The organism is Bacillus sp. VA13 (assembly GCF_055710085.1).
In genome coordinates this window covers 1329662-1350475 of sequence record NZ_JBVQPP010000001.1, presented here as the reverse complement: position 1 = coordinate 1350475, position 20814 = coordinate 1329662, and the positions used below count along the sequence as shown (strand labels likewise).

The 20814-nt window shown below is 46.7% G+C and carries 19 protein-coding genes; 13 read left to right on the top strand and 6 right to left on the bottom strand.

Annotation, left to right across the window (positions count from 1 at the left end):
- Positions 1-31: 31 nt before the first annotated feature.
- The 4 genes from AC0C66_RS07015 to sspI form a co-directional block, all read right to left on the bottom strand.
- Positions 32-1366, bottom strand: a complete 1335-nt coding sequence (locus tag AC0C66_RS07015) for a (Fe-S)-binding protein (RefSeq protein WP_472973517.1) — start codon at positions 1364-1366, stop codon at positions 32-34.
- Complete coding sequence (gene glcD / locus AC0C66_RS07010) at positions 1363-2775, bottom strand: glycolate oxidase subunit GlcD (protein WP_472973516.1); 1413 nt, start codon at positions 2773-2775, stop codon at positions 1363-1365. Before glcD ends, AC0C66_RS07015 begins: the two co-directional genes overlap by 4 nt.
- Positions 2776-2877: 102 nt before the next feature.
- The gene (locus AC0C66_RS07005; RefSeq protein WP_072182842.1) at positions 2878-3984 is read right to left on the bottom strand and encodes a CdaR family transcriptional regulator; all 1107 of its coding nucleotides are present in this window, start codon (positions 3982-3984) and stop codon (positions 2878-2880) included.
- A gap of 70 nt (positions 3985-4054) precedes the next feature.
- Positions 4055-4270 carry a small acid-soluble spore protein SspI gene (gene sspI / locus AC0C66_RS07000; RefSeq protein WP_003222464.1) on the bottom strand — a complete coding sequence of 72 codons (216 nt, stop codon included), beginning with the start codon at positions 4268-4270 and terminating at the stop codon, positions 4055-4057.
- Positions 4271-4388: 118 nt separating this feature from the next.
- Between sspI and AC0C66_RS06995 the strand changes: the two genes are divergently transcribed.
- A complete protein-coding gene (locus tag AC0C66_RS06995; RefSeq protein ID WP_088679397.1) occupies positions 4389-5135 on the top strand; it encodes a TrmH family RNA methyltransferase in 747 nt (248 codons plus the stop codon).
- A 66-nt stretch (positions 5136-5201) separates the two neighbouring features.
- Here AC0C66_RS06995 and AC0C66_RS06990 read toward each other — a convergent pair whose 3' ends face one another.
- Positions 5202-5408, bottom strand: a complete 207-nt coding sequence (locus AC0C66_RS06990) for a hypothetical protein (protein WP_072182844.1) — start codon at positions 5406-5408, stop codon at positions 5202-5204.
- Between the two features lie 81 nt (positions 5409-5489).
- On the opposite strand from AC0C66_RS06990, the gene pheS reads away from it, so the two are divergent.
- Together pheS and pheT are read left to right on the top strand one after the other, a co-directional pair.
- On the top strand, positions 5490-6524 hold the full coding sequence (pheS, locus tag AC0C66_RS06985) for a phenylalanine--tRNA ligase subunit alpha (RefSeq protein WP_014114709.1): 1035 nt from the start codon (positions 5490-5492) through the stop codon (positions 6522-6524).
- Between the two features lie 15 nt (positions 6525-6539).
- Positions 6540-8954 (top strand): phenylalanine--tRNA ligase subunit beta, encoded by a 2415-nt coding sequence (gene pheT / locus AC0C66_RS06980; RefSeq protein ID WP_472973515.1) that lies wholly within the window; start codon positions 6540-6542, stop codon positions 8952-8954.
- Between the two features lie 36 nt (positions 8955-8990).
- Here the strand turns inward: pheT and rnhC are convergent, their stop codons facing one another.
- The gene (rnhC, locus tag AC0C66_RS06975; RefSeq protein ID WP_061186725.1) at positions 8991-9932 is read right to left on the bottom strand and encodes a ribonuclease HIII; all 942 of its coding nucleotides are present in this window, start codon (positions 9930-9932) and stop codon (positions 8991-8993) included.
- Between the two features lie 133 nt (positions 9933-10065).
- On the opposite strand from rnhC, the gene zapA reads away from it, so the two are divergent.
- The 10 genes from zapA (at position 10066) to etfA (ending at position 20614) form a co-directional block, all read left to right on the top strand.
- Positions 10066-10323, top strand: coding sequence for a cell division protein ZapA (zapA, locus tag AC0C66_RS06970; protein WP_003237682.1), 258 nt, complete (start codon positions 10066-10068; stop codon positions 10321-10323).
- A 6-nt stretch (positions 10324-10329) separates the two neighbouring features.
- Complete coding sequence (locus tag AC0C66_RS06965; RefSeq protein WP_003222477.1) at positions 10330-10863, top strand: CvpA family protein; 534 nt, start codon at positions 10330-10332, stop codon at positions 10861-10863.
- A 72-nt stretch (positions 10864-10935) separates the two neighbouring features.
- Complete coding sequence (gene polX, locus AC0C66_RS06960; protein ID WP_014114705.1) at positions 10936-12648, top strand: DNA polymerase/3'-5' exonuclease PolX; 1713 nt, start codon at positions 10936-10938, stop codon at positions 12646-12648.
- A gap of 20 nt (positions 12649-12668) precedes the next feature.
- A complete protein-coding gene (locus AC0C66_RS06955; RefSeq protein WP_072182847.1) occupies positions 12669-15026 on the top strand; it encodes an endonuclease MutS2 in 2358 nt (785 codons plus the stop codon).
- Between the two features lie 14 nt (positions 15027-15040).
- Positions 15041-15445 (top strand): DUF350 domain-containing protein, encoded by a 405-nt coding sequence (locus tag AC0C66_RS06950; protein WP_003222485.1) that lies wholly within the window; start codon positions 15041-15043, stop codon positions 15443-15445.
- 188 nt (positions 15446-15633) lie between these two features.
- Positions 15634-17313 (top strand): long-chain-fatty-acid--CoA ligase LcfA, encoded by a 1680-nt coding sequence (lcfA, locus tag AC0C66_RS06945; protein WP_072182848.1) that lies wholly within the window; start codon positions 15634-15636, stop codon positions 17311-17313.
- 124 nt (positions 17314-17437) lie between these two features.
- Positions 17438-18022: a fatty acid metabolism transcriptional regulator FadR gene (gene fadR, locus AC0C66_RS06940; RefSeq protein ID WP_003222489.1), complete on the top strand. Its 585-nt coding sequence runs from the start codon at positions 17438-17440 to the stop codon at positions 18020-18022.
- Positions 18023-18036: 14 nt separating this feature from the next.
- The gene (locus AC0C66_RS06935) at positions 18037-18813 is read left to right on the top strand and encodes an enoyl-CoA hydratase (RefSeq protein WP_072182850.1); all 777 of its coding nucleotides are present in this window, start codon (positions 18037-18039) and stop codon (positions 18811-18813) included.
- A 14-nt stretch (positions 18814-18827) separates the two neighbouring features.
- Positions 18828-19601, top strand: a complete 774-nt coding sequence (etfB, locus tag AC0C66_RS06930) for an electron transfer flavoprotein subunit beta (RefSeq protein ID WP_090558195.1) — start codon at positions 18828-18830, stop codon at positions 19599-19601.
- A 35-nt stretch (positions 19602-19636) separates the two neighbouring features.
- Positions 19637-20614 carry an electron transfer flavoprotein subunit alpha gene (gene etfA, locus AC0C66_RS06925; RefSeq protein ID WP_061186721.1) on the top strand — a complete coding sequence of 326 codons (978 nt, stop codon included), beginning with the start codon at positions 19637-19639 and terminating at the stop codon, positions 20612-20614.
- Positions 20615-20814 lie beyond the last annotated feature (200 nt).

The following is a 20814-nucleotide window of genomic DNA, read 5'->3' as shown; positions in this document are numbered from 1 at the left end:
AAGCCCAAAACAATTTCTGTTTTGGGCTTTCTTATGATGTTTTGTGTCCAGCTGCTTCCAGCAGCAAATCAGCCAGATGAGCGGCTTTGACTTTACCGCTTAGTCCCTCGCGCTCAATGCCGAGCTTCATCTGCAGCAGGCAACCGGGATTTGCTGTCACAATGACGATCGCTTCGGTTGCTTTGACGGCAGCCATTTTACTGTCCAGTATTTTCATAGACATTTCAGCTTCCACGATGTTATAAATTCCCGCTGATCCGCAGCAGCTGTCTGCTTTCTCCATTTCTCTGAATTCGGCCCCCTTGATGCTTTGAAGAAGCTGGCGGGGTTCGAGCGACGTATGCATCACATTTCTTAGATGGCATGAATCTTGATAGGTAATGACCTGGGGCGTCTCGAGCGCTAAGTCCATTTGATGAAAATCGAGTTCAACCAAAACGGATGAAAAATCTTTCAGCTTCTGAACAAATGCAGTGGCCCGCTCCGACCACTCGGGGTCATCCTTCAGCAAATGATCATATTCAGTGAGAAAGGCTCCGCATCCTCCTGCGTTTGTAATGACAGCATCCACGTCTAACGCTTCAAAAGCAGCAATATTTTGTTTAGCGAGCTCTTTCCCCGCGTTTTTTTCACCGCTGTGACCATGCAGTGCCCCACAGCAAGCCTGTTCAGGCGGAATGACAATGTCGCAGCCTGCCAACTGCAGCAGCTTCAGTGTGGCATTGTTGGTCGGTAAAAACATTGTATCCATTAAGCAGCCGGAAAAAAAGGCGACCCGTTTTTTCATGGGGCCGATTGACGGCAGTAAACGCGGCCGATGCTTCATGTCTTTACTTTTAGGGACATCAGGTAGAACAGCTTCCATCGTCCGCAAATGCTCAGGCAGGACGCGAAGCATACCGGTTTTACGCACAGCGGTTTGCAGTCCTGACCGCTGATACAAACCGATAAGGCTTACTGCTGAGCGCATGCGGTTTTGATGCGGAAACAGCTCGTGAAAAGCCGCCTTTCGCATGACACGTGCGCCGAGCGAATGTTTTTTATTTTGGTGGATAATATCTCTGGCTTCCTCAAGCAGCTGTCCGTATTTCACGCCTGACGGGCATACAGGTTCACAGGCGCGGCAGCCGAGGCAAAGTGATAGCGAACGTTCGACATCTTCATCCGGTTCAATCATACCGTCAGCTACGGCTTTCATTAAGGCGATGCGCCCGCGCGGAGAGTGAGTTTCCTGAAAACCCGATTCGATATAGGTCGGGCAGGAAGGAAGACAGAAGCCGCAGCGCATACAATTCAAAAGCTCGCCTTCATCCATACGCTCTTTGAATTCATCTTGGATCTGTTTCATTTCTTTATTTGTTGTCATCTTTCCGTCACCACACGTTTTCTGGCGTCTTTCGCAAACACTTTGCCCGGATTTAATATGTTACAGGGATCAAATGCCGCTTTCATCGCTTTCATCGCGGCAATGCCTTCTTTTTTCAACTTCATCTCCAAGTAGGGCGCTTTCATGGTCCCGACCCCGTGCTCTCCGGTAATCGTGCCGCCAAGTTCAATCGCTTTCTCAAAAATCTCGGCAAAAGCCTGTTCGACACGCTCCATCTCATCCTCATTTCTTATGTCTGTCGTGCATGTCGGGTGAAGGTTCCCATCTCCCGCATGGCCGAAGGTGCAGATGGAAATACCGTATTTGGCGGCAATATCATTAATGGCTTTTACCATATTGGCGATTTCTGAGCGAGGAACGGTCGCGTCCTCTAAAATGGTCGTCGGCTTGAGGCGGGCTAGGGCGGAAAGCGCAGAACGCCGGGCTTCAGTCAGGGCAAATGCTTCCTCCTCCGTTTGGGCGGTCTGAACGGAAACAGCATCGCCTTTTTTGCAGATCGCCTCAATCTTTTCCATATCCCGTGCAACGGTTTCAAGCGTCCCGTCTTGCTCAATTAACAGAACGGCCTTTGCGTTTGTCGGAAGTCCGATTTTGGCATAATCCTCAATGACCAAAAGTGTAGGCTGGTCGAGAAATTCCAGCGTGGCGGGTATGATTTTTGCGGCAATGATGTCTGATACGGTTTGAGCAGCGGCATCGATATTTTCATAAAGAGCAAGCAGCGTCTTCTTTGTTTCCGGCTTTGGAACGAGTTTGACGATGGCTTCTGTCACGATGCCGAGTGTTCCTTCTGAGCCGACAAAAAGGCGTGTGAGATCGTATCCGGCCACATCCTTTGCGAGTTTTCCGCCGGTGCGGATGATGTCTCCATTTGCGAGCACAATCTCCAGTCCAATGACATAGTCGCGGGTGACGCCGTATTTTAATCCGCGGAGCCCACCGGAATTTTCATTGATGTTTCCGCCTATGGTTGATATTTTCATAGAACTCGGATCAGGCGGATAAAACAAACCTTTGCTTTCAACTGCGCGGATCATATCCAGCGTAATGACGCCCGGCTGGACTGTGGCGGTCAAATTTTCTTCATCAATCTCAAGAATCCGGTTCATATGCTTAAAGAGAAGAACTAGTCCGCCTTCGGTCGGGCACGTGCCGCCGCACAGGTTTGTCCCTGATCCTCTTGGAACGATCGGCACTTGATGTTCGCTGCAAACCGCTAAAATTCGTGATACTTCATCTGTATTCCTCGGTGCAATCACGGCATCAGGCATAGACTGAAACTGCGGCGTCGCATCATATGAATAGACGAGACGGCCGGCATTGGAGTCATCAAAGTTTTCCGATCCGACGATTCGGATCAGCTGTTCTTTTACATCTTTGGTGATCATTTCACCCATCCCCCTGTCAAAAAACGCTTTCAATCTATTGTAAAAGAAAAAAAGCAAAGCCTTCCATGGAGAAACATACAAAAAATGAAACTGAAACTCTCTTTATTTTGTATCTTGATCTAAAAAATAGAGTGCAACATACATCGTGACAATATCCTCTGTGCAGTCAAAACGCAAACCCGTCAGCTGTTCAGCCTTAGACAGGCGATAACGCAATGTATTGATGTGAATATGCATGTCTTTAGCGGTTTGTTTCAAAGACAAATCGTGATGAAAGAAAGTCCGTATGGTATACATAAGCTCCTGATGCTGAAGCGCCTCCCGGAATACTCTTTGCGGAAATTCATTTCGGGTACCCGGGCTGATCTCAGTCAGGCACATATCAAGCTTCAGATCCTCTTCGAAGATGGGCGTTTTTCGCTTAAGGCTGACAGCCAGCGCTTTTTCCGCTTGCTCGTATGAGTCCGTCAGGCTGGAGCTTGCCACAGGCCTTCCGGCACCAGCTGCCGCAAATCGGCTATTTGCGGTATGAGCAAACGAACAAATATGAAGGAGCTCCCGCAAAAGCCGATCCCTTTGTTCATGCTTTGGCACTTCGTGATTAATCAGAATCCGTTCATTTCCCCACCTGATGAACAAATCCGAAGGGTACGCAGATTTCCAGATATGTGTCATTTGCTTAATATCATGAGGTGACCACTCATATCCTTGAATGAGAATCATTTGGCGCCGGGAGGAAAGGTCAACACCGAGAAGCTGGGCTTTCTCAAGAAAACCGGGAGACCACTCTTTTAATTGCAGCCAATCGATCATAAAGGACTCCAGCATTCTCTCACGCCATTGGGACTGCTCTAAATGCCACGATTCCTTAATGAACAGCTCTGTCATTTTCCGAAGCAGCTCCCCGTAAGGCTGAATCTCAGCAGGCTCACCTGTGAGCCCGAAGACGGCGATCACATCACGGTCAGAAAATACAGGGAGATTCAGACCTGCTTTCACTCCTTTTAGTCTCTTTTCATCTTCTTTTGTAATAATGACGTTGCGTTTCTCTTTTGCGCAGATGAGCGCTCCTTCATGAAATTGTCCGACCCGCTCATCATTTGTGCTTGCCATAATAAGGCCGTCTGTGTTCACAATAATGACTTCACGTTCGTACATTTTTTTGACTTCAGCAATGATTTTTTTCGCTAATAACGGCTGTAAAAACATGGCGTTCCTCCTCATCATGTTTCTATTATATAAGAAAAAAACCGGGCGCTGTCACCCGGTTTCATGAGTCTTATTGGGCGGGTTTTAATCCGCCTTCAAGCGTTTTTAGCATTTCGTTTTTCTCACTTTCGGATGCGTGCTGCCAGATAACCTCGAATAAAACGCCGAGCCCTGGAAGCATTTTTTCTTCACCGCTTTGAATCGCATCCACGATTGTATGCTCAAGCTGTTCCTGATTATTGCCGGTTACATTGGCTATGACGGCATGACGTAAATTAAGATCCATGTAAAACGCTCCTTTTCCTAAAATGTAATACGTATATTCTAACCCTGCACCTGGTTTATTATGTGCTGATCTTGCGATATAATAACATCATGTTAAAAAAAGGAGAGCCACACAGACAGTGAAACAAATAGAATCGGCAAAAAACCAAAAAGTGAAGGATTGGAAAAAGCTTCACACGAAAAAAGAACGAACAAAAACGAATACATTTCTGATAGAGGGAGAACATCTTGTTGAAGAGGCGTTGAAGAGCCCGGGCATGGTGAAAGAAATCCTTGTAAAGGATGAAACGAAAATTCCGTCAGATCTTGATGTGAGCATCCAGTGCTACGTGCTGAGTGAGGATGCTTTTTCAGCTGTTACTGAAACCGAAACGCCGCAGCAGATCGCCGCTGTGTGCCATATGCCTGAAGAAAAACTGGCGTCGCCTCAGCGGGTGCTGCTGATTGACGCTGTTCAAGATCCGGGGAATCTCGGCACGATGATTCGGACGGCTGATGCGGCCGGTTTAGATGCGGTTGTGCTCGGTGACGGCACGGCGGACGCTTATAACGGAAAAACACTGCGATCTGCGCAAGGATCACACTTTCATATTCCTGTGGTGAGAAGAAACCTGCATACTTATGTGGATGAATTGAAGGCAGAGGGCGTAAAAGTGTACGGCACGGCGCTGCAAAACGGGGCGCCTTACCGGGACATGTCCCAGGCTGAATCCTTTGGGCTTATTGTAGGAAATGAAGGGGCAGGGGTGGATGCCGCCTTGCTGGAAAAAACGGACTTGAACCTGTATGTGCCGCTTTACGGACAGGCGGAATCACTGAACGTTGCCATTGCGGCTGCCATCCTCGTGTATCACTTGCGAGGATAGTGTTGCGCCAAGCGGTGGATTTCTCTATAATAGAACATAATATTTCAAAAACCGTGACAGAGGACCTCAATTTCTGATCAACTGCTTTCCAGGGAGAAAATGCCGCTGACTGAGAGCATTTTTAACGCAGCCGGAAATTGGCTTCACCTCTTGAGTTGTCGCCGGGACCGCGTACACTGCGCGTAAAGGTGAACCGGAATCTGATTCCGTTATGTCAATGAAGCTGACGACAGCATTAGTCTGTCTGAAATAAGGGTGGTACCGCGGCCACAACTCGTCCCTTGTATAAGGGGCGGGTTTTTTTTATTTTCCAAAGACATATGACGGTTTGTTTACATAAAAGGAGGATGCAAAATGGAAGAAAAGCTAAAACAGCTGGAACAAGAAGCTTTAGAACAAGTAGAAGCGGCAAGCTCATTAAAGATTGTCAATGATATTCGGGTGCAATATCTCGGAAAAAAAGGGCCGATTACAGAAGTGCTGCGTGGAATGGGCAAACTTTCTGCTGAGGAACGTCCGAAAATGGGCGCGCTCGCGAATGAAGTAAGAGAGCGTATCGCCAATGCAATTGCTGTCAAAAACGAGAAGCTTGAGGAAGAGGAAATGAAGCAGAAGCTTGCTGGACAGACAATCGACGTCACGCTGCCTGGGAACCCTGTCGCAGTCGGAGGCCGCCATCCGCTCACTGTTGTCATTGAAGAAATTGAGGATTTATTTATCGGTATGGGCTACACAGTCGAGGAAGGACCTGAGGTTGAAACGGATTACTACAACTTCGAATCACTCAACCTGCCGAAAGAACACCCTGCGCGCGATATGCAGGACAGCTTTTACATCACAGAGGAAACTTTGATGAGAACGCAAACTTCTCCTGTGCAAACACGGACGATGGAAAAGCATGAAGGCAAAGGGCCGGTGAAAATCATTTGTCCAGGTAAAGTATACCGCCGCGATAACGATGATGCGACGCACTCACACCAATTTATGCAAATTGAAGGGCTTGTCGTTGATAAAAACATCAGCATGAGTGATTTAAAAGGAACGCTTGAACTCGTTGCGAAAAAAATGTTCGGGCAAGACCGTGAAATCAGACTCCGCCCAAGCTTCTTCCCGTTTACTGAGCCTTCAGTAGAAGTAGACGTAACATGCTTTAAGTGCGGAGGAAACGGCTGTTCAGTATGTAAAGGAACAGGCTGGATCGAAATCCTCGGTGCTGGCATGGTTCACCCAAACGTGCTGAGAATGGCAGGCTTTGATCCGAAGGAATATCAGGGCTTCGCATTCGGAATGGGTGTTGAGCGCATCGCGATGCTGAAATACGGCATTGATGATATCCGCCACTTCTATACAAATGATGTCAGATTTATTTCGCAGTTTAAACAGGCGTAAGAGGAGGATGCTAGGATGTTTGTTTCTTATAAATGGTTAGAGGATTATGTTGATATAAAAGGCATGGACCCGGCTGTTCTTGCTGAGAAAATTACAAGAGCCGGTATCGAAGTTGAAGGAATTGAATACAAAGGGGAAGGCATCAAAGGCGTTGTCATCGGCCACGTGCTGGAGCGCGAGCAGCATCCGAATGCTGATAAGCTGAATAAGTGCCTTGTGGATATCGGAGCGGATGCACCTGTACAAATCATTTGCGGCGCGCCGAATGTGGAAAAAGGGCAAAAAGTCGCAGTTGCAACAGTCGGAGCAGTGCTTCCGGGCAATTTCAAAATCAAAAAAGCAAAGCTTCGCGGTGAAGAATCTAACGGCATGATCTGTTCTTTACAGGAGCTTGGCATTGAAAGCAAGCTTGTGGCGAAAGAGTATGCGGAAGGCATTTTCGTATTCCCGAATGACGCTGAAACAGGAAGGGATGCCTTAGCGGCTTTACAGCTTGACGATGCGATTCTTGAGCTTGGTTTAACGCCAAACCGCGCGGATGCCATGAACATGCTTGGTGTTGCTTACGAGGTTGCAGCGATTTTAGATACAGAGGTAAAACTTCCGAAAACGGATTATCCGGCTGCTTCAGAACAAGCGTCTGATTACATCGCTGTCAAAGTCGAAGATCAAGAAGCGAACCCGCTATACACTGCAAAAATCATTAAAAACGTCACGATTGCTCCGTCACCGCTTTGGATGCAGACGAAGCTGATGAATGCAGGCATTCGCCCGCACAACAACGTCGTCGACATCACAAACTTTGTCCTGCTGGAATACGGACAGCCGCTTCACGCGTTTGATTATGACAGATTCGGCTCCAAGGAAGTTGTAGTAAGAAAAGCAGCTGAAAATGAAACGATCGTAACCCTTGATGATCAAGAACGAAAGCTTTCTGCCGATCACCTTGTCATTACGAACGGAACGAAAGCGCAAGCCGTTGCCGGTGTCATGGGAGGAGCAGAGTCAGAAGTTCAGGAAGATACGAAAACGATTTTGCTGGAGGCTGCGTATTTCAATGGACAGACAGTTCGCAAGGCTTCCAAAGACCTTGGTTTGAGAAGTGAATCAAGCGTAAGATTTGAAAAAGGCATTGATCCAGCCCGCGTACGTCTTGCAGCAGAACGGGCTGCACAGCTGATCCATCTGTATGCCGGCGGTGAAGTGCTCACTGGAACGGTTGAGGAAGATCACCTGACAATCGAAGCAAATAACATTCATGTATCTGCTGACAAAGTGAGCAGCGTTCTCGGCATGACAATCAGCAAAGAAGAACTCATCAGCATTTACAAGCGTCTCGGTTTTACTGTCGGTGAAGCGAATGACCTTCTCGTTGTGACCGTACCATCACGCCGCGGTGACATTACAATCGAAGAGGATTTAATTGAAGAAGCGGCAAGATTGTACGGCTACGATAACATTCCGTCCACGCTTCCTGAGACAGCAGGAACAACAGGCGGATTAACGCCATATCAGGCAAAGCGCCGTAAGGTCAGACGTTTTCTTGAAGGCGCAGGCTTGTCACAAGCTATCACTTACTCACTGACAAACGAAAAGAAAGCGGCAGCGTTTGCGATTGAAAAATCACTGAACACTGTGCTTGCGCTTCCAATGAGTGAAGAAAGAAGCATTCTCAGACACAGTCTTGTTCCTAATCTGCTTGAGTCCGTTTCTTACAATCTGGCGAGACAGGCGGACTCAGTCGCACTGTACGAAGTCGGCTCCGTTTTCCTGACGAAGGAAGAGGACACAAAACCTGTTGAAACAGAACGCGTGGCAGGAGCTGTTACCGGATTATGGCGCAAGCAGCTGTGGCAGGGCGAGAAAAAACCGGTTGATTTCTTTGTCGCCAAAGGAATTGTGGAGGGGCTGTTAGACAAACTGAACGTCCTCGACAGCATTGAATTTGTTCAATCTGAACGCAAACAGCTGCACCCGGGCAGAACAGCGAACATTCTATTGAATGGTTCTCTTATCGGCTTCATCGGCCAAGTCCATCCTTCATTAGAAAAAGAACTGGATATAAAAGAGACATACGTGTTTGAGCTTGATCTTCATGCACTGCTCGCAGGGAATACAGCGCCGCTTGTTTACACGGCGATTCCAAAATATCCGTCTGTGACACGTGATATCGCGCTTGTAACAGATAAATCCGTCACAAGCGGCCAGCTCGAGAGCGTCATTAAAGAGGCTGGCGGCCAGCTTCTGAAAGAAGTATCCGTCTTTGACGTATACGAAGGCGAGCATATGGAGGAAGGCAAAAAGTCAGTCGCTTTCTCACTTCAATATGTCAACCCTGAACAAACACTGACTGAAGAAGAAGTGACAAAGGCGCACAGCAAAGTGCTGAAAGCGTTAGAAGACACATATCAGGCTGTTTTGAGAGGCTAATAAAAAAAGCTTGCAGATTTCTCTGCAAGCTTTTTTCTATGAGCGTTTTTTATCGGCAAGGCGCTGTGCTTTCTGTGTATTGGCAAAATGGAGTTTTGTAAAGGTTCTGAGAGCAGATGCCCCTTTTTTGAGGATCAGCTTGGCTGCCGCTTCATCCACGTGCGGGCCGGCCCCTTTCGGAAGTGTCATTCCTGCCTCACGCGACAGTTTATCCATTTCCATTAAAAACGAATATCTTGCAATGATTGAAGCAGCGGCGACTGACAAGTGAATGCCTTCAGCCTTTGTGCTGAAATAGGTCCGCTCCCTCACAATGTCTCTGCCCCTTAAATGATTGAAGTAGACGCCTGGCTCAGCGAATTGGTCAATCAAAATGGCCTCAGGCTTTACCCCATCCATTTTTCTTAACAAATGGGTTATGGCTTGATTGTGCAGCAAAGCTTTCATTTTCCCTTGGCTCATGCCTTTTTCCTGCATGCTGTTGTACTTTTCATTCTTTAAAACCAACAGGCTGTATGGAATGGTTTTGATCAGGTTTCGTGCAATCTCAATGATTTGCGGATCCTTTAAGTCTTTAGAATCCTTAACACCGAGTTCCTTCATTAAAGGAAGCATTGTTTTGTCGACGTACGCGCATACAACCGTCATCGGGCCAAAGTAATCTCCGGTTCCGACCTCGTCAGAGCCGATAACAGACATGCCGGCGATATCTGCCGGAGGGGCATAACGGGGGTCAGCCGGCTTTTTGGCCGTTTTCTTCTTTTCCTGCGGCTCTGCTGTTCCCCAGCGCGCGGATTCTGCCGCTGCGTTTTTGCCTTGAAACAAGACCTTGCCGGATTTATATGCTGTAATGGTACAGCCTGGCGGTTTCGCCTGAAAAACGGCTCCCTGCGGAACAGAGGCAGTAAGCGAACCGCTGTACGTCGTTTTCATTTGGTCAATAGCAGACAACGATACTTTTATCACAGAATGGGACACGTAATAATCTCCTTTTTTTACACTTTTCGCTGTATATACCAGTGTATCATAACAGCGGGAGGCTCGTCTTTCCATTCATTTAATAAACGTGTTATGATAAGAACTAGGATTCTCGCGGAATGGAGGAGAAACGTTGTCTGACGGCAAAAAAACAAAAACAACCGTTGACATTTACGGCCAGCACTTCACGATTGTCGGTGAAGAAAGCAAAGCCCATATGAGGTATGTCGCCGGAATTGTTGATGATAAAATGAGAGAAATCAATGAAAAAAATCCATACCTTGATATAAATAAACTTGCAGTGCTGACAGCGGTAAATGTGGTGCACGATTATGTTAAATTACAAGAGAAATATGAGAAACTGGAGCGTCAGCTTAAAGAAAAGGATTGAACAACTATGCTAGATATCATCATCTTAATCTTGCTCCTGATGGGGACTTTACTGGGGTTAAAACGCGGTTTTATCCTGCAGTTTATCCGCTTAACGAGCTTTATTTTATCGATCGCCTTTGCGGCTTTATTCTATAAAAATGTGGCGCCGCATTTAAAGTGGATTCCCGCACCCGACTTTTCAGCGGGACAGCCGGCTCTTTCTTTTTTTACGGGAAATTTGGAAGCAGCCTATTATAATGCGATTGCGTTTATCGTTTTATTTATCATCGCTAAAATCTTACTGAGAATCATCGGCTCATTCCTGAGTATTGTCGCCGGCATTCCGGTGATCAAACAAATCAACCAGGTGCTGGGCGCCGTTCTCGGTTTTCTAGAAGTCTATTTATTTACATTTGTGCTGCTGTATGTCGCATCCGTGCTTCCGGTAGATGCTTTGCAGCAAATGATGGGGCAATCGTCTCTCGCAAATGTGATCATTAACCATACACCGTATTTGTCAGGGCTTTTAGAAGAGCTGTGGACACAGTACGGGGCATAAAAAACTTCTCTTGTCCGGAGAAGTTTTTTTCGAGTATGATGGAAACATATGTGAACGTCTGGGGGTTATTGTATGCATAAAAAAGACATTATCCGGCTGCTTGAAACCATTGCAGTCTACATGGAACTCAAAGGGGACAACCCGTTTAAAGTATCTGCCTTCCGAAAAGCAGCGGCAGCCCTGGAACAGGACGACCGCAGCTTATCAGAAATGGACGATATGATGTCGCTGTCCGGAATTGGAAAAGGAACGTACAGCGTCATTAAAGAGTATATAGATGAAGGAAAGTCAAGCACGCTCGAATCGCTGCAGAAAGAAGTGCCGGAAGGGCTCGTGCCTTTATTGAAGCTGCCAGGGCTTGGCGGCAAAAAAATCGCAAAGCTGTATAAAGAGCTCGGCGTACATGATGCAGAATCCCTGAAGGAAGCCTGTGAACAGCAAAAGGTACAAGGTCTTGCGGGCTTCGGCAAAAAATCAGAAGAAAAAATATTACAGGCGCTCGGAGAAGCCGGAAAACAGCCTGAACGGTTCCCGATCGGCTACGCCCTTCGGATCGCCCGGGACATTGAAGAGCACCTTTCTCAATTTACGGATATCATCAAATTTTCTCGTGCCGGAAGTCTCCGCAGAGCGCGGGAAACGGTGAAGGATCTGGATTATATCATTGCCACAGATCACCCGGCTGAAGTAAGAGAGCAGCTTCTTGCTCTGCCAAATATCAAAAGCGTGATCGCGAGCGGAGATACGAAGGTATCTGTCATCCTTTCCTTTGAATATGAAACGAGCGTCGATTTCCGTCTTGTGACGGAAGAGCAGTTTCCGACAACACTTCATCATTTTACGGGATCAAAGGATCACAATATTAAGATGCGCCAAATCGCGAAAGAACGCGGCGAGCGGATCAGTGAATACGGCGTCGAGACAGTTGAAACCGGAGACATCAAAACATTCCCGAGTGAACGTGAATTTTATGCGCACTTCGGCCTGCCGCTGATTCCGCCGGAGCTCCGTGAAAGCGGGCAAGAAGTGGAAACATACAGCGACAGCATTGAACTGATAGAGCCCGGGCAAATCAAAGGAGATCTCCACATGCACTCAACGTGGAGCGATGGTGCGTTTTCGATCAGAGAGATGGCTGAAGCATGCATGAATAAAGGCTATCAATATATGGCGATCACCGATCACTCGCAATATTTAAAGGTCGCCAACGGGCTGACTGCAGAAAGGCTCAAACAGCAGGCAAAAGAAATTGACGCGCTCAATGGTGAATTTGAGAATTTCCGTATTTTGAAAGGTGTCGAGATGGATATCCTGCCTGATGGCACGCTTGATTATGATGACGACGTGCTGGCGGAAATGGATATCGTCATTGCATCGATTCATTCCAGCTTTAATCAGCCGGAACACGTCATTATGAAACGGCTTGAGACGGCACTGACCAACAAGCATGTTGACATTATCGCACATCCGACCGGACGCCTGATCGGCAGACGGGCCGGTTACGAAATTGATATTGATAAGCTGATTGAGCTTGCGAAGAAAACAAATACGGCGCTGGAACTCAACGCCAACCCTGCGCGTCTCGATCTGCGCACAGAACATTTAATCAAAGCAAACGAACAAGGGGTTACATTGGTGATTAATACCGATGCCCATAATATTGAGATGTTAGACGATATGAAAACCGGCGTTACTGCCGCGCGCAAAGGATGGACGGAAACGAAAAACGTTCTGAATGCCCGGTCACTTGAAGACGTAGAGGCATTCCTGAAGCGCAACGATTAAGTAAGGAGGCTCACACAATCGTGCAGCAAAAAGTATTATCAGCTCTTGAATTTCATAAAGTGAAAGAACAGGTTATTGAGCATGCCGCTTCATCGCTCGGAAAAGAAATGCTTCTCGAGCTTAAGCCTTCTTCTTCTATAGACGAAATCAAAAAACAGCTGGATGAAGTAGACGAAGCTTCTGCCATTATCAGGCTGAGAGGCCAGGCGCCATTTGGCGGCCTTACTGATATCAGAGGAGCGTTAAGACGGGCGGAAATCGGCAGCGTTCTCAGTCCCTCAGAATTCACTGAAATCTCAGGACTGCTATATGCAGTTAAACAAATGAAACATTTTATCAGCCAAATGGCTGAAGATGGCGTCGACATTCCGCTGATCCAACAGCATGCTGAACAGCTTATCACGCTGTCCGATTTAGAGCGGGACATTAATTCCTGCATTGATGATCACGGAGAAGTGCTTGATCACGCGTCGGAAACATTGAGAGGAATCCGCACACAGCTCAGAACACTTGAATCGAGAATCAGAGACCGGTTAGAGTCAATGCTGCGCTCCTCTTCCGCTTCAAAAATGCTGTCTGATACGATCGTTACGATTCGGAATGACCGCTTTGTGATTCCAGTCAAACAAGAGTACAGATCAAGCTACGGAGGAATTGTGCACGACACTTCTTCCTCAGGCGCGACACTGTTCATTGAACCACAGGCAATTGTAGATATGAACAACTCGCTTCAGCAGGCGAAAGTGAAAGAAAAACAAGAAATTGAACGGATTTTGCGCGTGCTGACAGAGCAAACGGCGGAGCACACAGAAGAGCTCTTTCAAGATTTGCACGTACTGCAGACGCTTGACTTTATTTTTGCAAAAGCAAGATACGCAAAAGCGGTTAAAGCGACAAAACCGATCATGAACGACAACGGCTTTGTCCGTTTGAAAAAAGCCCGCCATCCATTGCTTCCGCCTGATCAGGTGGTTGCCAATGACATCGAGCTTGGCGGCGACTTTTCAACCATTGTCATTACAGGGCCAAACACCGGGGGGAAAACAGTCACCCTTAAAACGTTAGGCCTGTTAACCTTGATGGCGCAATCCGGTCTTCATATTCCGGCAGATGAAGGATCAGAAGCCGCGGTATTTGAACATGTATTCGCTGATATCGGCGATGAACAGTCGATTGAGCAAAGCTTAAGTACGTTCTCATCCCATATGGTGAACATTGTCGGCATTTTAGAACAGGTCAATGAAAACAGCCTAGTGCTCTTCGATGAGCTGGGCGCAGGGACAGACCCGCAAGAAGGGGCGGCCCTCGCTATGAGCATCTTGGATGAAGTGCACCGCACTCATGCAAGAGTGTTGGCCACGACGCATTATCCGGAATTGAAGGCGTACGGCTATAACAGAGAAGGCGTCATGAATGCCAGTGTGGAATTTGACATCGAAACGCTGTCGCCGACCTATAAACTTTTAATTGGTGTGCCGGGACGAAGCAACGCCTTCGAAATTTCAAAACGCCTTGGGCTCCCGGACCATATCATCGGGCAGGCGAAGTCAGAAATGACGGCCGAGCATAACGAAGTCGATACGATGATTGCGTCGCTGGAACAAAGCAAAAAACGTGCGGAAGAAGAGCTTTCTGAGACAGAATCAATCAGAAAAGAAGCAGAAAAACTGCATAAAGAGCTGCAGCAGCAAATCATCGAGCTCAACAGCAAAAAAGACAAAATGCTCGAGGAGGCTGAACAGCAAGCGGCTGATAAAGTAAAAGCGGCAATGAAAGAAGCCGAAGACATTATTCATGAATTGCGCTCAATAAAAGAAGAACACAAATCCTTCAAGGATCACGAACTGATCAACGCGAAGAAACGGTTAGAAGGCGCAGTTCCTACTTTTGAAAAGTCCAAAAAACCGGAAAAAACGAAAACGCAAAAACGTGACTTCAAGCCAGGTGATGAGGTGAAAGTCCTCACCTTCGGGCAAAAAGGAACACTGCTTGAAAAAACCGGCGGCAATGAGTGGAATGTTCAAATCGGCATATTAAAAATGAAAGTTAAAGAAAAAGACCTGGAGTTTATCAAATCTGCTCCGGAACCAAAAAAAGAAAAAATCATTACGGCGGTCAAGGGAAAGGATTATCACGTATCGCTTGAACTTGATCTTCGCGGCGAACGCTATGAAAATGCCCTAAGCCGTGTTGAAAAATACTTGGACGATGCAGTGTTAGCCGGATATCCAAGAGTGTCAATCATCCACGGAAAAGGAACCGGCGCTTTAAGAAAAGGCGTGCAGGATCTTCTGAAAAACCACCGCAGCGTCAAAAGCTCCCGTTTCGGTGAAGCAGGTGAGGGAGGATCAGGCGTTACGGTTGTTGAACTAAAATAAAAGGGAGTATGGCCATGAGTGATTTTTGGGAAAACGAGCTTGTGGAAATCGCGGCGTATTACAGTGTCGCGGTTCTCTGCCTCGTCCTCTTTTTGACTGTGTTTGAGCTGGTGACGGCTTATAAAAACTGGGAAGAGATTCAAAAAGGAAATCTTGCGGTGGCAATGGCAACCGGCGGAAAAATTTTAGGAATTGCAAACGTATTTCAGCATTCCATCTCCCAGCACAATTCTCTGCTGCAAATGATCGGCTGGGGCGTTTACGGATTTGTTATGCTTCTTCTAAGCTACTTTATTTTTGAGTTTTTGACTCCGCGGTTTAAAATTGATAAGGAAATCGAAAATGATAACCGGGCTGTCGGCTTTATTTCATTTGTCATTTCTGTCGGGCTTTCATTTGTGGTGGCAGCCGGAATATAAGGGGACGGAGAATAGATGGAAAAGCTTGCAAAAGTACTGCTCGCCGCGGCGGGAATCTTTTTGTTAATTGGTCTTATATATCTGTTCGTATTATGAGAAAAAGAAAGATTTACCTTTCTTTTTCTTTTTTTTGCCGTCCATCTGCTATAATGATAGGGTGGAACTCTAAAACCGAAAGGGGAGGTTTTATGCAGTCTCAAAAGCCGTGGCTTGCCGAGTATCCCGACGATATCCCGCATGAGCTTCCATTGCCGAACAAAACCCTGCAATCCATCCTGACAGACTCCGCCGCACGATTTCCTGACAAAACCGCAATATCTTTTTATGGAAAAAAACTCACCTTTCATGACATTCTGACGGATGCTCTTAAACTCGCAGCTTTTTTGCAGGGCAACGGCCTGCAAAAAGGAGACAGAGTGGCTGTCATGCTGCCCAATTGCCCGCAAGCAGTGATTTCTTATTATGGCGTTTTGTTTGCCGGTGGCATCGTGGTGCAGACGAATCCGCTCTATACCGAGCACGAGCTTGAATACCAGCTGAGAGATGCTGAGGCAAGCGTGATCATCACCTTAGATTTGCTTTTCCCAAAGGCAATAAAAATGAAAACGTTATCAATTGTAGATCAGATTTTGATCACCAGCGTAAAAGATTATTTGCCTTTTCCGAAGAATATTCTTTACCCGCTGACGCAAAAACAAAAAGTGCACATCGACTTTGACAGAAAAGATCACATTCACATGTTCGCTTCCAGCATGAAGGAGGAAAAAACTGAGCTCCTGACAATCCCGAAGATCGATCCTGAACATGATATCGCTGTCCTCCAATATACCGGAGGAACAACGGGGGCTCCAAAAGGAGTCATGCTCACGCACCAAAATATTTTGGCCAATACTGAAATGTGCTCCGCTTGGATGTACGATGTGAAGGAAGGGGCTGAAAAAGTGCTTGGCATCGTCCCGTTTTTTCATGTCTACGGACTGACGGCAGTGATGAATTATTCGATTAAACTAGGCTTCGAAATGATTCTTCTTCCTAAGTTTGATCCGCTCGAAACGCTCAAAATCATCGACAAACAAAAACCGACGCTCTTTCCGGGCGCACCGACAATTTACATTGGCCTTTTGCATCACCCCGAATTGCAGCATTATGATCTGTCATCCATTAAAAGCTGTCTTAGCGGATCAGCCGCACTGCCTGTGGAGGTAAAGCAGAAATTTGAAAAGGTGACTGGCGGAAAGCTTGTGGAAGGCTACGGCTTGTCTGAGGCATCCCCAGTGACACATGCCAATTTTATCTGGGGGAAAAACAAGCCAGGCAGTATTGGCTGTCCTTGGCCGAGTACTGACGCCGCGATCTATTCGGAAGAGATGGGTAAGCATGCTGCTCCATATGAGCATGGAGAAATCATTGTAAAAGGTCCGCAAGTCATGAAAGGATATTGGAACAAACCGGAGGAAACTGCCGCTGTACTGAGAGACGGCTGGCTGTTCACCGGAGACATGGGCTATATGGATGAAGAGGGCTTTTTCTATATTGCCGACAGGAAGAAGGACATCATCATTGCCGGCGGCTACAATATTTACCCGCGTGAAGTAGAAGAAGCGCTTTATGAACATGAAGCCATCCAGGAAATTGTGGTTGCCGGTGTGCCTGATTCCTATAGAGGAGAAACAGTAAAAGCATTTGTCGTGTTAAAGAAAGGCGCAAAAGCTGATGCAGAAGAACTGGACACTTTCGCGAGATCCCGCCTCGCTCCCTACAAGGTGCCGAAAGCCTATGAGTTCAGAAAAGAGCTGCCGAAAACGGCAGTCGGAAAAATTTTAAGAAGGCGTTTACTTGAAGAAGCCGAAAATCATCATGTCAAATAACAAATGACAAATGACATAAGAAAAAGAGAATACCTGCGAATAAACTTGACAAAGCCGAAAATCCTTTTTATCATGAAATTATGAATGAATAGTCATTCATTTCTATAGGAAGGAACGATGAACATTGAAGCAAAAACGGCCAAAGTATATGCAGATTATTGATGCAGCAGTAGAAGTCATTGCGGAAAACGGCTACCACCAGTCACAGGTATCCAAAATTGCCAAACAAGCCGGAGTGGCGGACGGCACCATCTACCTCTATTTCAAAAACAAAGAAGACATTTTAATTTCTCTTTTCAAAGAAAAAATGGGCCAATTTATTGAGCGGATGGAAGAGGACATAAAAGAAAAGACAACAGCGAAAGAGAAACTGGCGCTTGTGATTTCAAAGCATTTTTCCCTTTTAGCGGATGATCATAATCTCGCGATTGTCACTCAGCTTGAGCTCCGCCAGTCAAACTTGGAGCTGCGCCAGAAAATCAATGAAATATTAAAAGGCTACTTAAATATTTTGGATAGTATTTTGATGGAAGGCATACAATCAGGCGAGTTAAAAGAAGGCCTCGATGTCCGCCTCGCCCGGCAGATGATTTTTGGAACGATTGACGAAACCGTGACAACTTGGGTTATGAATGACCAAAAGTACGATCTCGCTGCCTTGTCAGACAGCGTTTTAGAATTGTTGGTGTCCGGAATTCACAATAAGTAAAGGGGTTCTGTCCTATGAATGCAATTTCACTTGCGGTTGATCAATTTGTGGCAGTCTTGACGATTCACAATCCGCCGGCAAATGCGCTTTCCACCCGGATATTAGAAGAGCTGTCCTCCTGTCTTGATCAATGTGAGACAGATGCAGGCGTACGAAGCATTATCATTCACGGTGAGGGAAGATTTTTCTCAGCCGGGGCTGATATTAAAGAATTTACATCGCTTAAAGGCAATGAAGATTCCTCACTGCTGGCTGAGCGCGGCCAGCAGCTGATGGAAAGAATTGAAGGCTTCCCAAAACCGATTATCGCGGCGATTCACGGTGCTGCTCTTGGAGGCGGGCTGGAGCTTGCGATGGCTTGTCATATCAGAATTGCGGCAGAAGACGCCAAGCTGGGGCTTCCGGAACTTAACCTCGGTATTATACCGGGTTTTGCGGGAACACAGCGTCTTCCGAGATATGTCGGTACAGCCAAAGCACTAGAGCTCATCGGATCAGGAGAACCGATATCCGGAAAAGAAGCGCTTGATCTCGGACTTGTGTCACTTGGAGCAAAAGATGAAGGAGAAGTGCTTGAAAAAGCAAAAGCACTTGCCGCTAAGTTTGCAGAAAAAAGCCCGCAAACGCTGGCATCTCTACTTGAGCTTCTTTATTCCAATAAGGTGTATTCCTATGAAGGCAGCTTAAAGCTTGAAGCAAAACGATTTGGAGAAGCATTTGAGTCAGAGGACGCCAAAGAAGGCATCCAGGCATTTCTCGAAAAAAGAAAGCCTCAGTTCAAAGGCGAATAAAAGGGGATATGATCATGAATCTATTTGTACTGATGAAACGGACGTTTGACACAGAAGAAAAAATCGTCATTGAAGCAGGAAAGATTCAGGATGACGGAGCGGAATGGATTATTAATCCATACGATGAGTACGCGATAGAAGAATCCATCCAGCTAAAGGAAAAGCACGGCGGCACGATCACCGCCGTCACTGTCGGCGGCGAAGAAGCGGAGAAGGAACTGCGCACTGCGCTTGCCATGGGATGTGACCAAGCCGTTTTAATCAACATAGAAGATGATCTCGAAGAGCCCGACCAATATTCCATTTCTCAAGTTTTATACCACTATATGAAGGATCAGGAGTTTGATTTGATTCTCGGCGGAAATGTTGCCATTGACGGAGGTTCAGGACAAGTAGCGCCTCGGCTTGCCGAGCTACTGGACATTCCGTGCATCACAACGATCACCAAACTCGAAATCAGCGGCACTGATGCAGAAGCAGAAAGGGACGTCGAAGGGGATGTTGAAAAAATCAAAACGACACTCCCATTGCTTGTCACAGCTCAGCAGGGCTTAAACGAACCGCGCTATCCATCGCTTCCGGGAATTATGAAGGCCAAGAAAAAACCGCTTGAAGAACTAGAACTTGATGATCTTGATCTGGACGAAGAGGATGCCGAACCTAAGATGAAAACCATTGAACGTTTTCTGCCGCCGAAAAAAGAAGCCGGGAAGCTTCTCCAAGGTGAGCCTGCCGAACAGGCAAAAGAGCTCGTCTCATTGCTCCGCAGCGAAGCTAAAGTCATTTAAAGCTTGGACATTCAAAGAAACAGGGGGATGTTAGAATGGGAAAAAAAGTGATCGTACTCGGAGAAATACGCGATGGAGAATTGCGGAATGTCACCTTTGAAGCATTAGCTGCAGGAAGAACCATTTCAGGCGATGGAGAAGTCATCGGTGTTCTCATCGGAGAAAATGTACAAAGCCTTGCACAAGAGCTTATCCATTACGGAGCCGATAAAGTTCTCACAGCTGAGGATCCGAAGCTGAAAGCATACACGGCAGACGGATACAGCCAGGTCATGAGGGCCATTATTGACCAAGAAAAACCCGATTCAGTCATATGCGGGCACACGGCCATGGGCAAAGACCTTTCACCGAAGCTCGCGGCCCGGCTGCAAACAGGCTTAATTTCAGATGCTACAGATGTAAGCGTTACCGGAGAGAATGTCGTGTTCACGCGGCCGATTTACTCGGGGAAAGCATTTGAACGCGTCATTTCAACCGATCCGCTGATTTTTGCAACGATTCGCCCTAATAATATTCAAGCTTCAGAAAAAGACGCCAGCAGGTCGGGGAATATCGAAAGCGTTGATGTTTCTCTTACTGACCTCCGCACCGTTATTCAAGAGGTCGTGAAAAAAACAGCGGACGGCGTTGATCTCTCCGAAGCCAAAATTATCGTTGCAGGCGGCCGCGGAGTCAAAAGCAAGGAAGGATTTCAGCCGCTGCAAGAGCTTGCCGAGGTGCTGGGGGCCGCAGTCGGGGCATCTCGCGGGGCGTGTGACGCTGATTATTGCGATTACGCTCTCCAAATCGGGCAGACCGGGAAAGTCGTTACCCCGGATTTGTACATTGCCTGCGGCATTTCCGGCGCCATCCAGCATTTGGCCGGCATGTCAAACAGCAAGGTGATAGTCGCCATCAATAAAGACCCTGAAGCGGATATCTTTAAAATAGCGGATTACGGCATCATAGGCGATTTATTTGAAGTTGTCCCGTTATTAACTGAGGAATTCAAGCAATTAAATATACACTCGTAAAGAAAACCCCGGACTGCTGAAGTTCGGGGTTTTTATATATTTGAATACATACGTACAAATATAAATTTTAGAAAAAATGTCGTTGACATGTACGAACATATATAATATGGTTACTTTAAAAGCGCTTACATTCATGCTGACTCCTCAGGCAAAAGACAGATCACATATTTGACTGTGGTGCTTTTCATATTCGTATGAAA

Excerpts from the sequence above, each read along its gene's own strand:
- AC0C66_RS07005 (WP_072182842.1), bottom strand. The coding sequence starts at position 3,984 with ATGTTTTTACAGCCGTTATTAGCGAAAAAAATCATTGCTGAAGTCAAA.
- lcfA (WP_072182848.1), top strand. The coding sequence starts at position 15,634 with ATGCAGTCTCAAAAGCCGTGGCTTGCCGAGTATCCCGACGATATCCCG.
- glcD (WP_472973516.1), bottom strand. The coding sequence starts at position 2,775 with ATGATCACCAAAGATGTAAAAGAACAGCTGATCCGAATCGTCGGATCG.
- AC0C66_RS06935 (WP_072182850.1), top strand. The coding sequence starts at position 18,037 with ATGAATGCAATTTCACTTGCGGTTGATCAATTTGTGGCAGTCTTGACG.
- AC0C66_RS06965 (WP_003222477.1), top strand. The coding sequence starts at position 10,330 with ATGCTAGATATCATCATCTTAATCTTGCTCCTGATGGGGACTTTACTG.
- etfB (WP_090558195.1), top strand. The coding sequence starts at position 18,828 with ATGAATCTATTTGTACTGATGAAACGGACGTTTGACACAGAAGAAAAA.
- AC0C66_RS07015 (WP_472973517.1), bottom strand. The coding sequence starts at position 1,366 with ATGACAACAAATAAAGAAATGAAACAGATCCAAGATGAATTCAAAGAG.
- sspI (WP_003222464.1), bottom strand. The coding sequence starts at position 4,270 with ATGGATCTTAATTTACGTCATGCCGTCATAGCCAATGTAACCGGCAAT.
- pheS (WP_014114709.1), top strand. The coding sequence starts at position 5,490 with ATGGAAGAAAAGCTAAAACAGCTGGAACAAGAAGCTTTAGAACAAGTA.
- pheT (WP_472973515.1), top strand. The coding sequence starts at position 6,540 with ATGTTTGTTTCTTATAAATGGTTAGAGGATTATGTTGATATAAAAGGC.
- AC0C66_RS06950 (WP_003222485.1), top strand. The coding sequence starts at position 15,041 with ATGAGTGATTTTTGGGAAAACGAGCTTGTGGAAATCGCGGCGTATTAC.
- polX (WP_014114705.1), top strand. The coding sequence starts at position 10,936 with ATGCATAAAAAAGACATTATCCGGCTGCTTGAAACCATTGCAGTCTAC.
- etfA (WP_061186721.1), top strand. The coding sequence starts at position 19,637 with ATGGGAAAAAAAGTGATCGTACTCGGAGAAATACGCGATGGAGAATTG.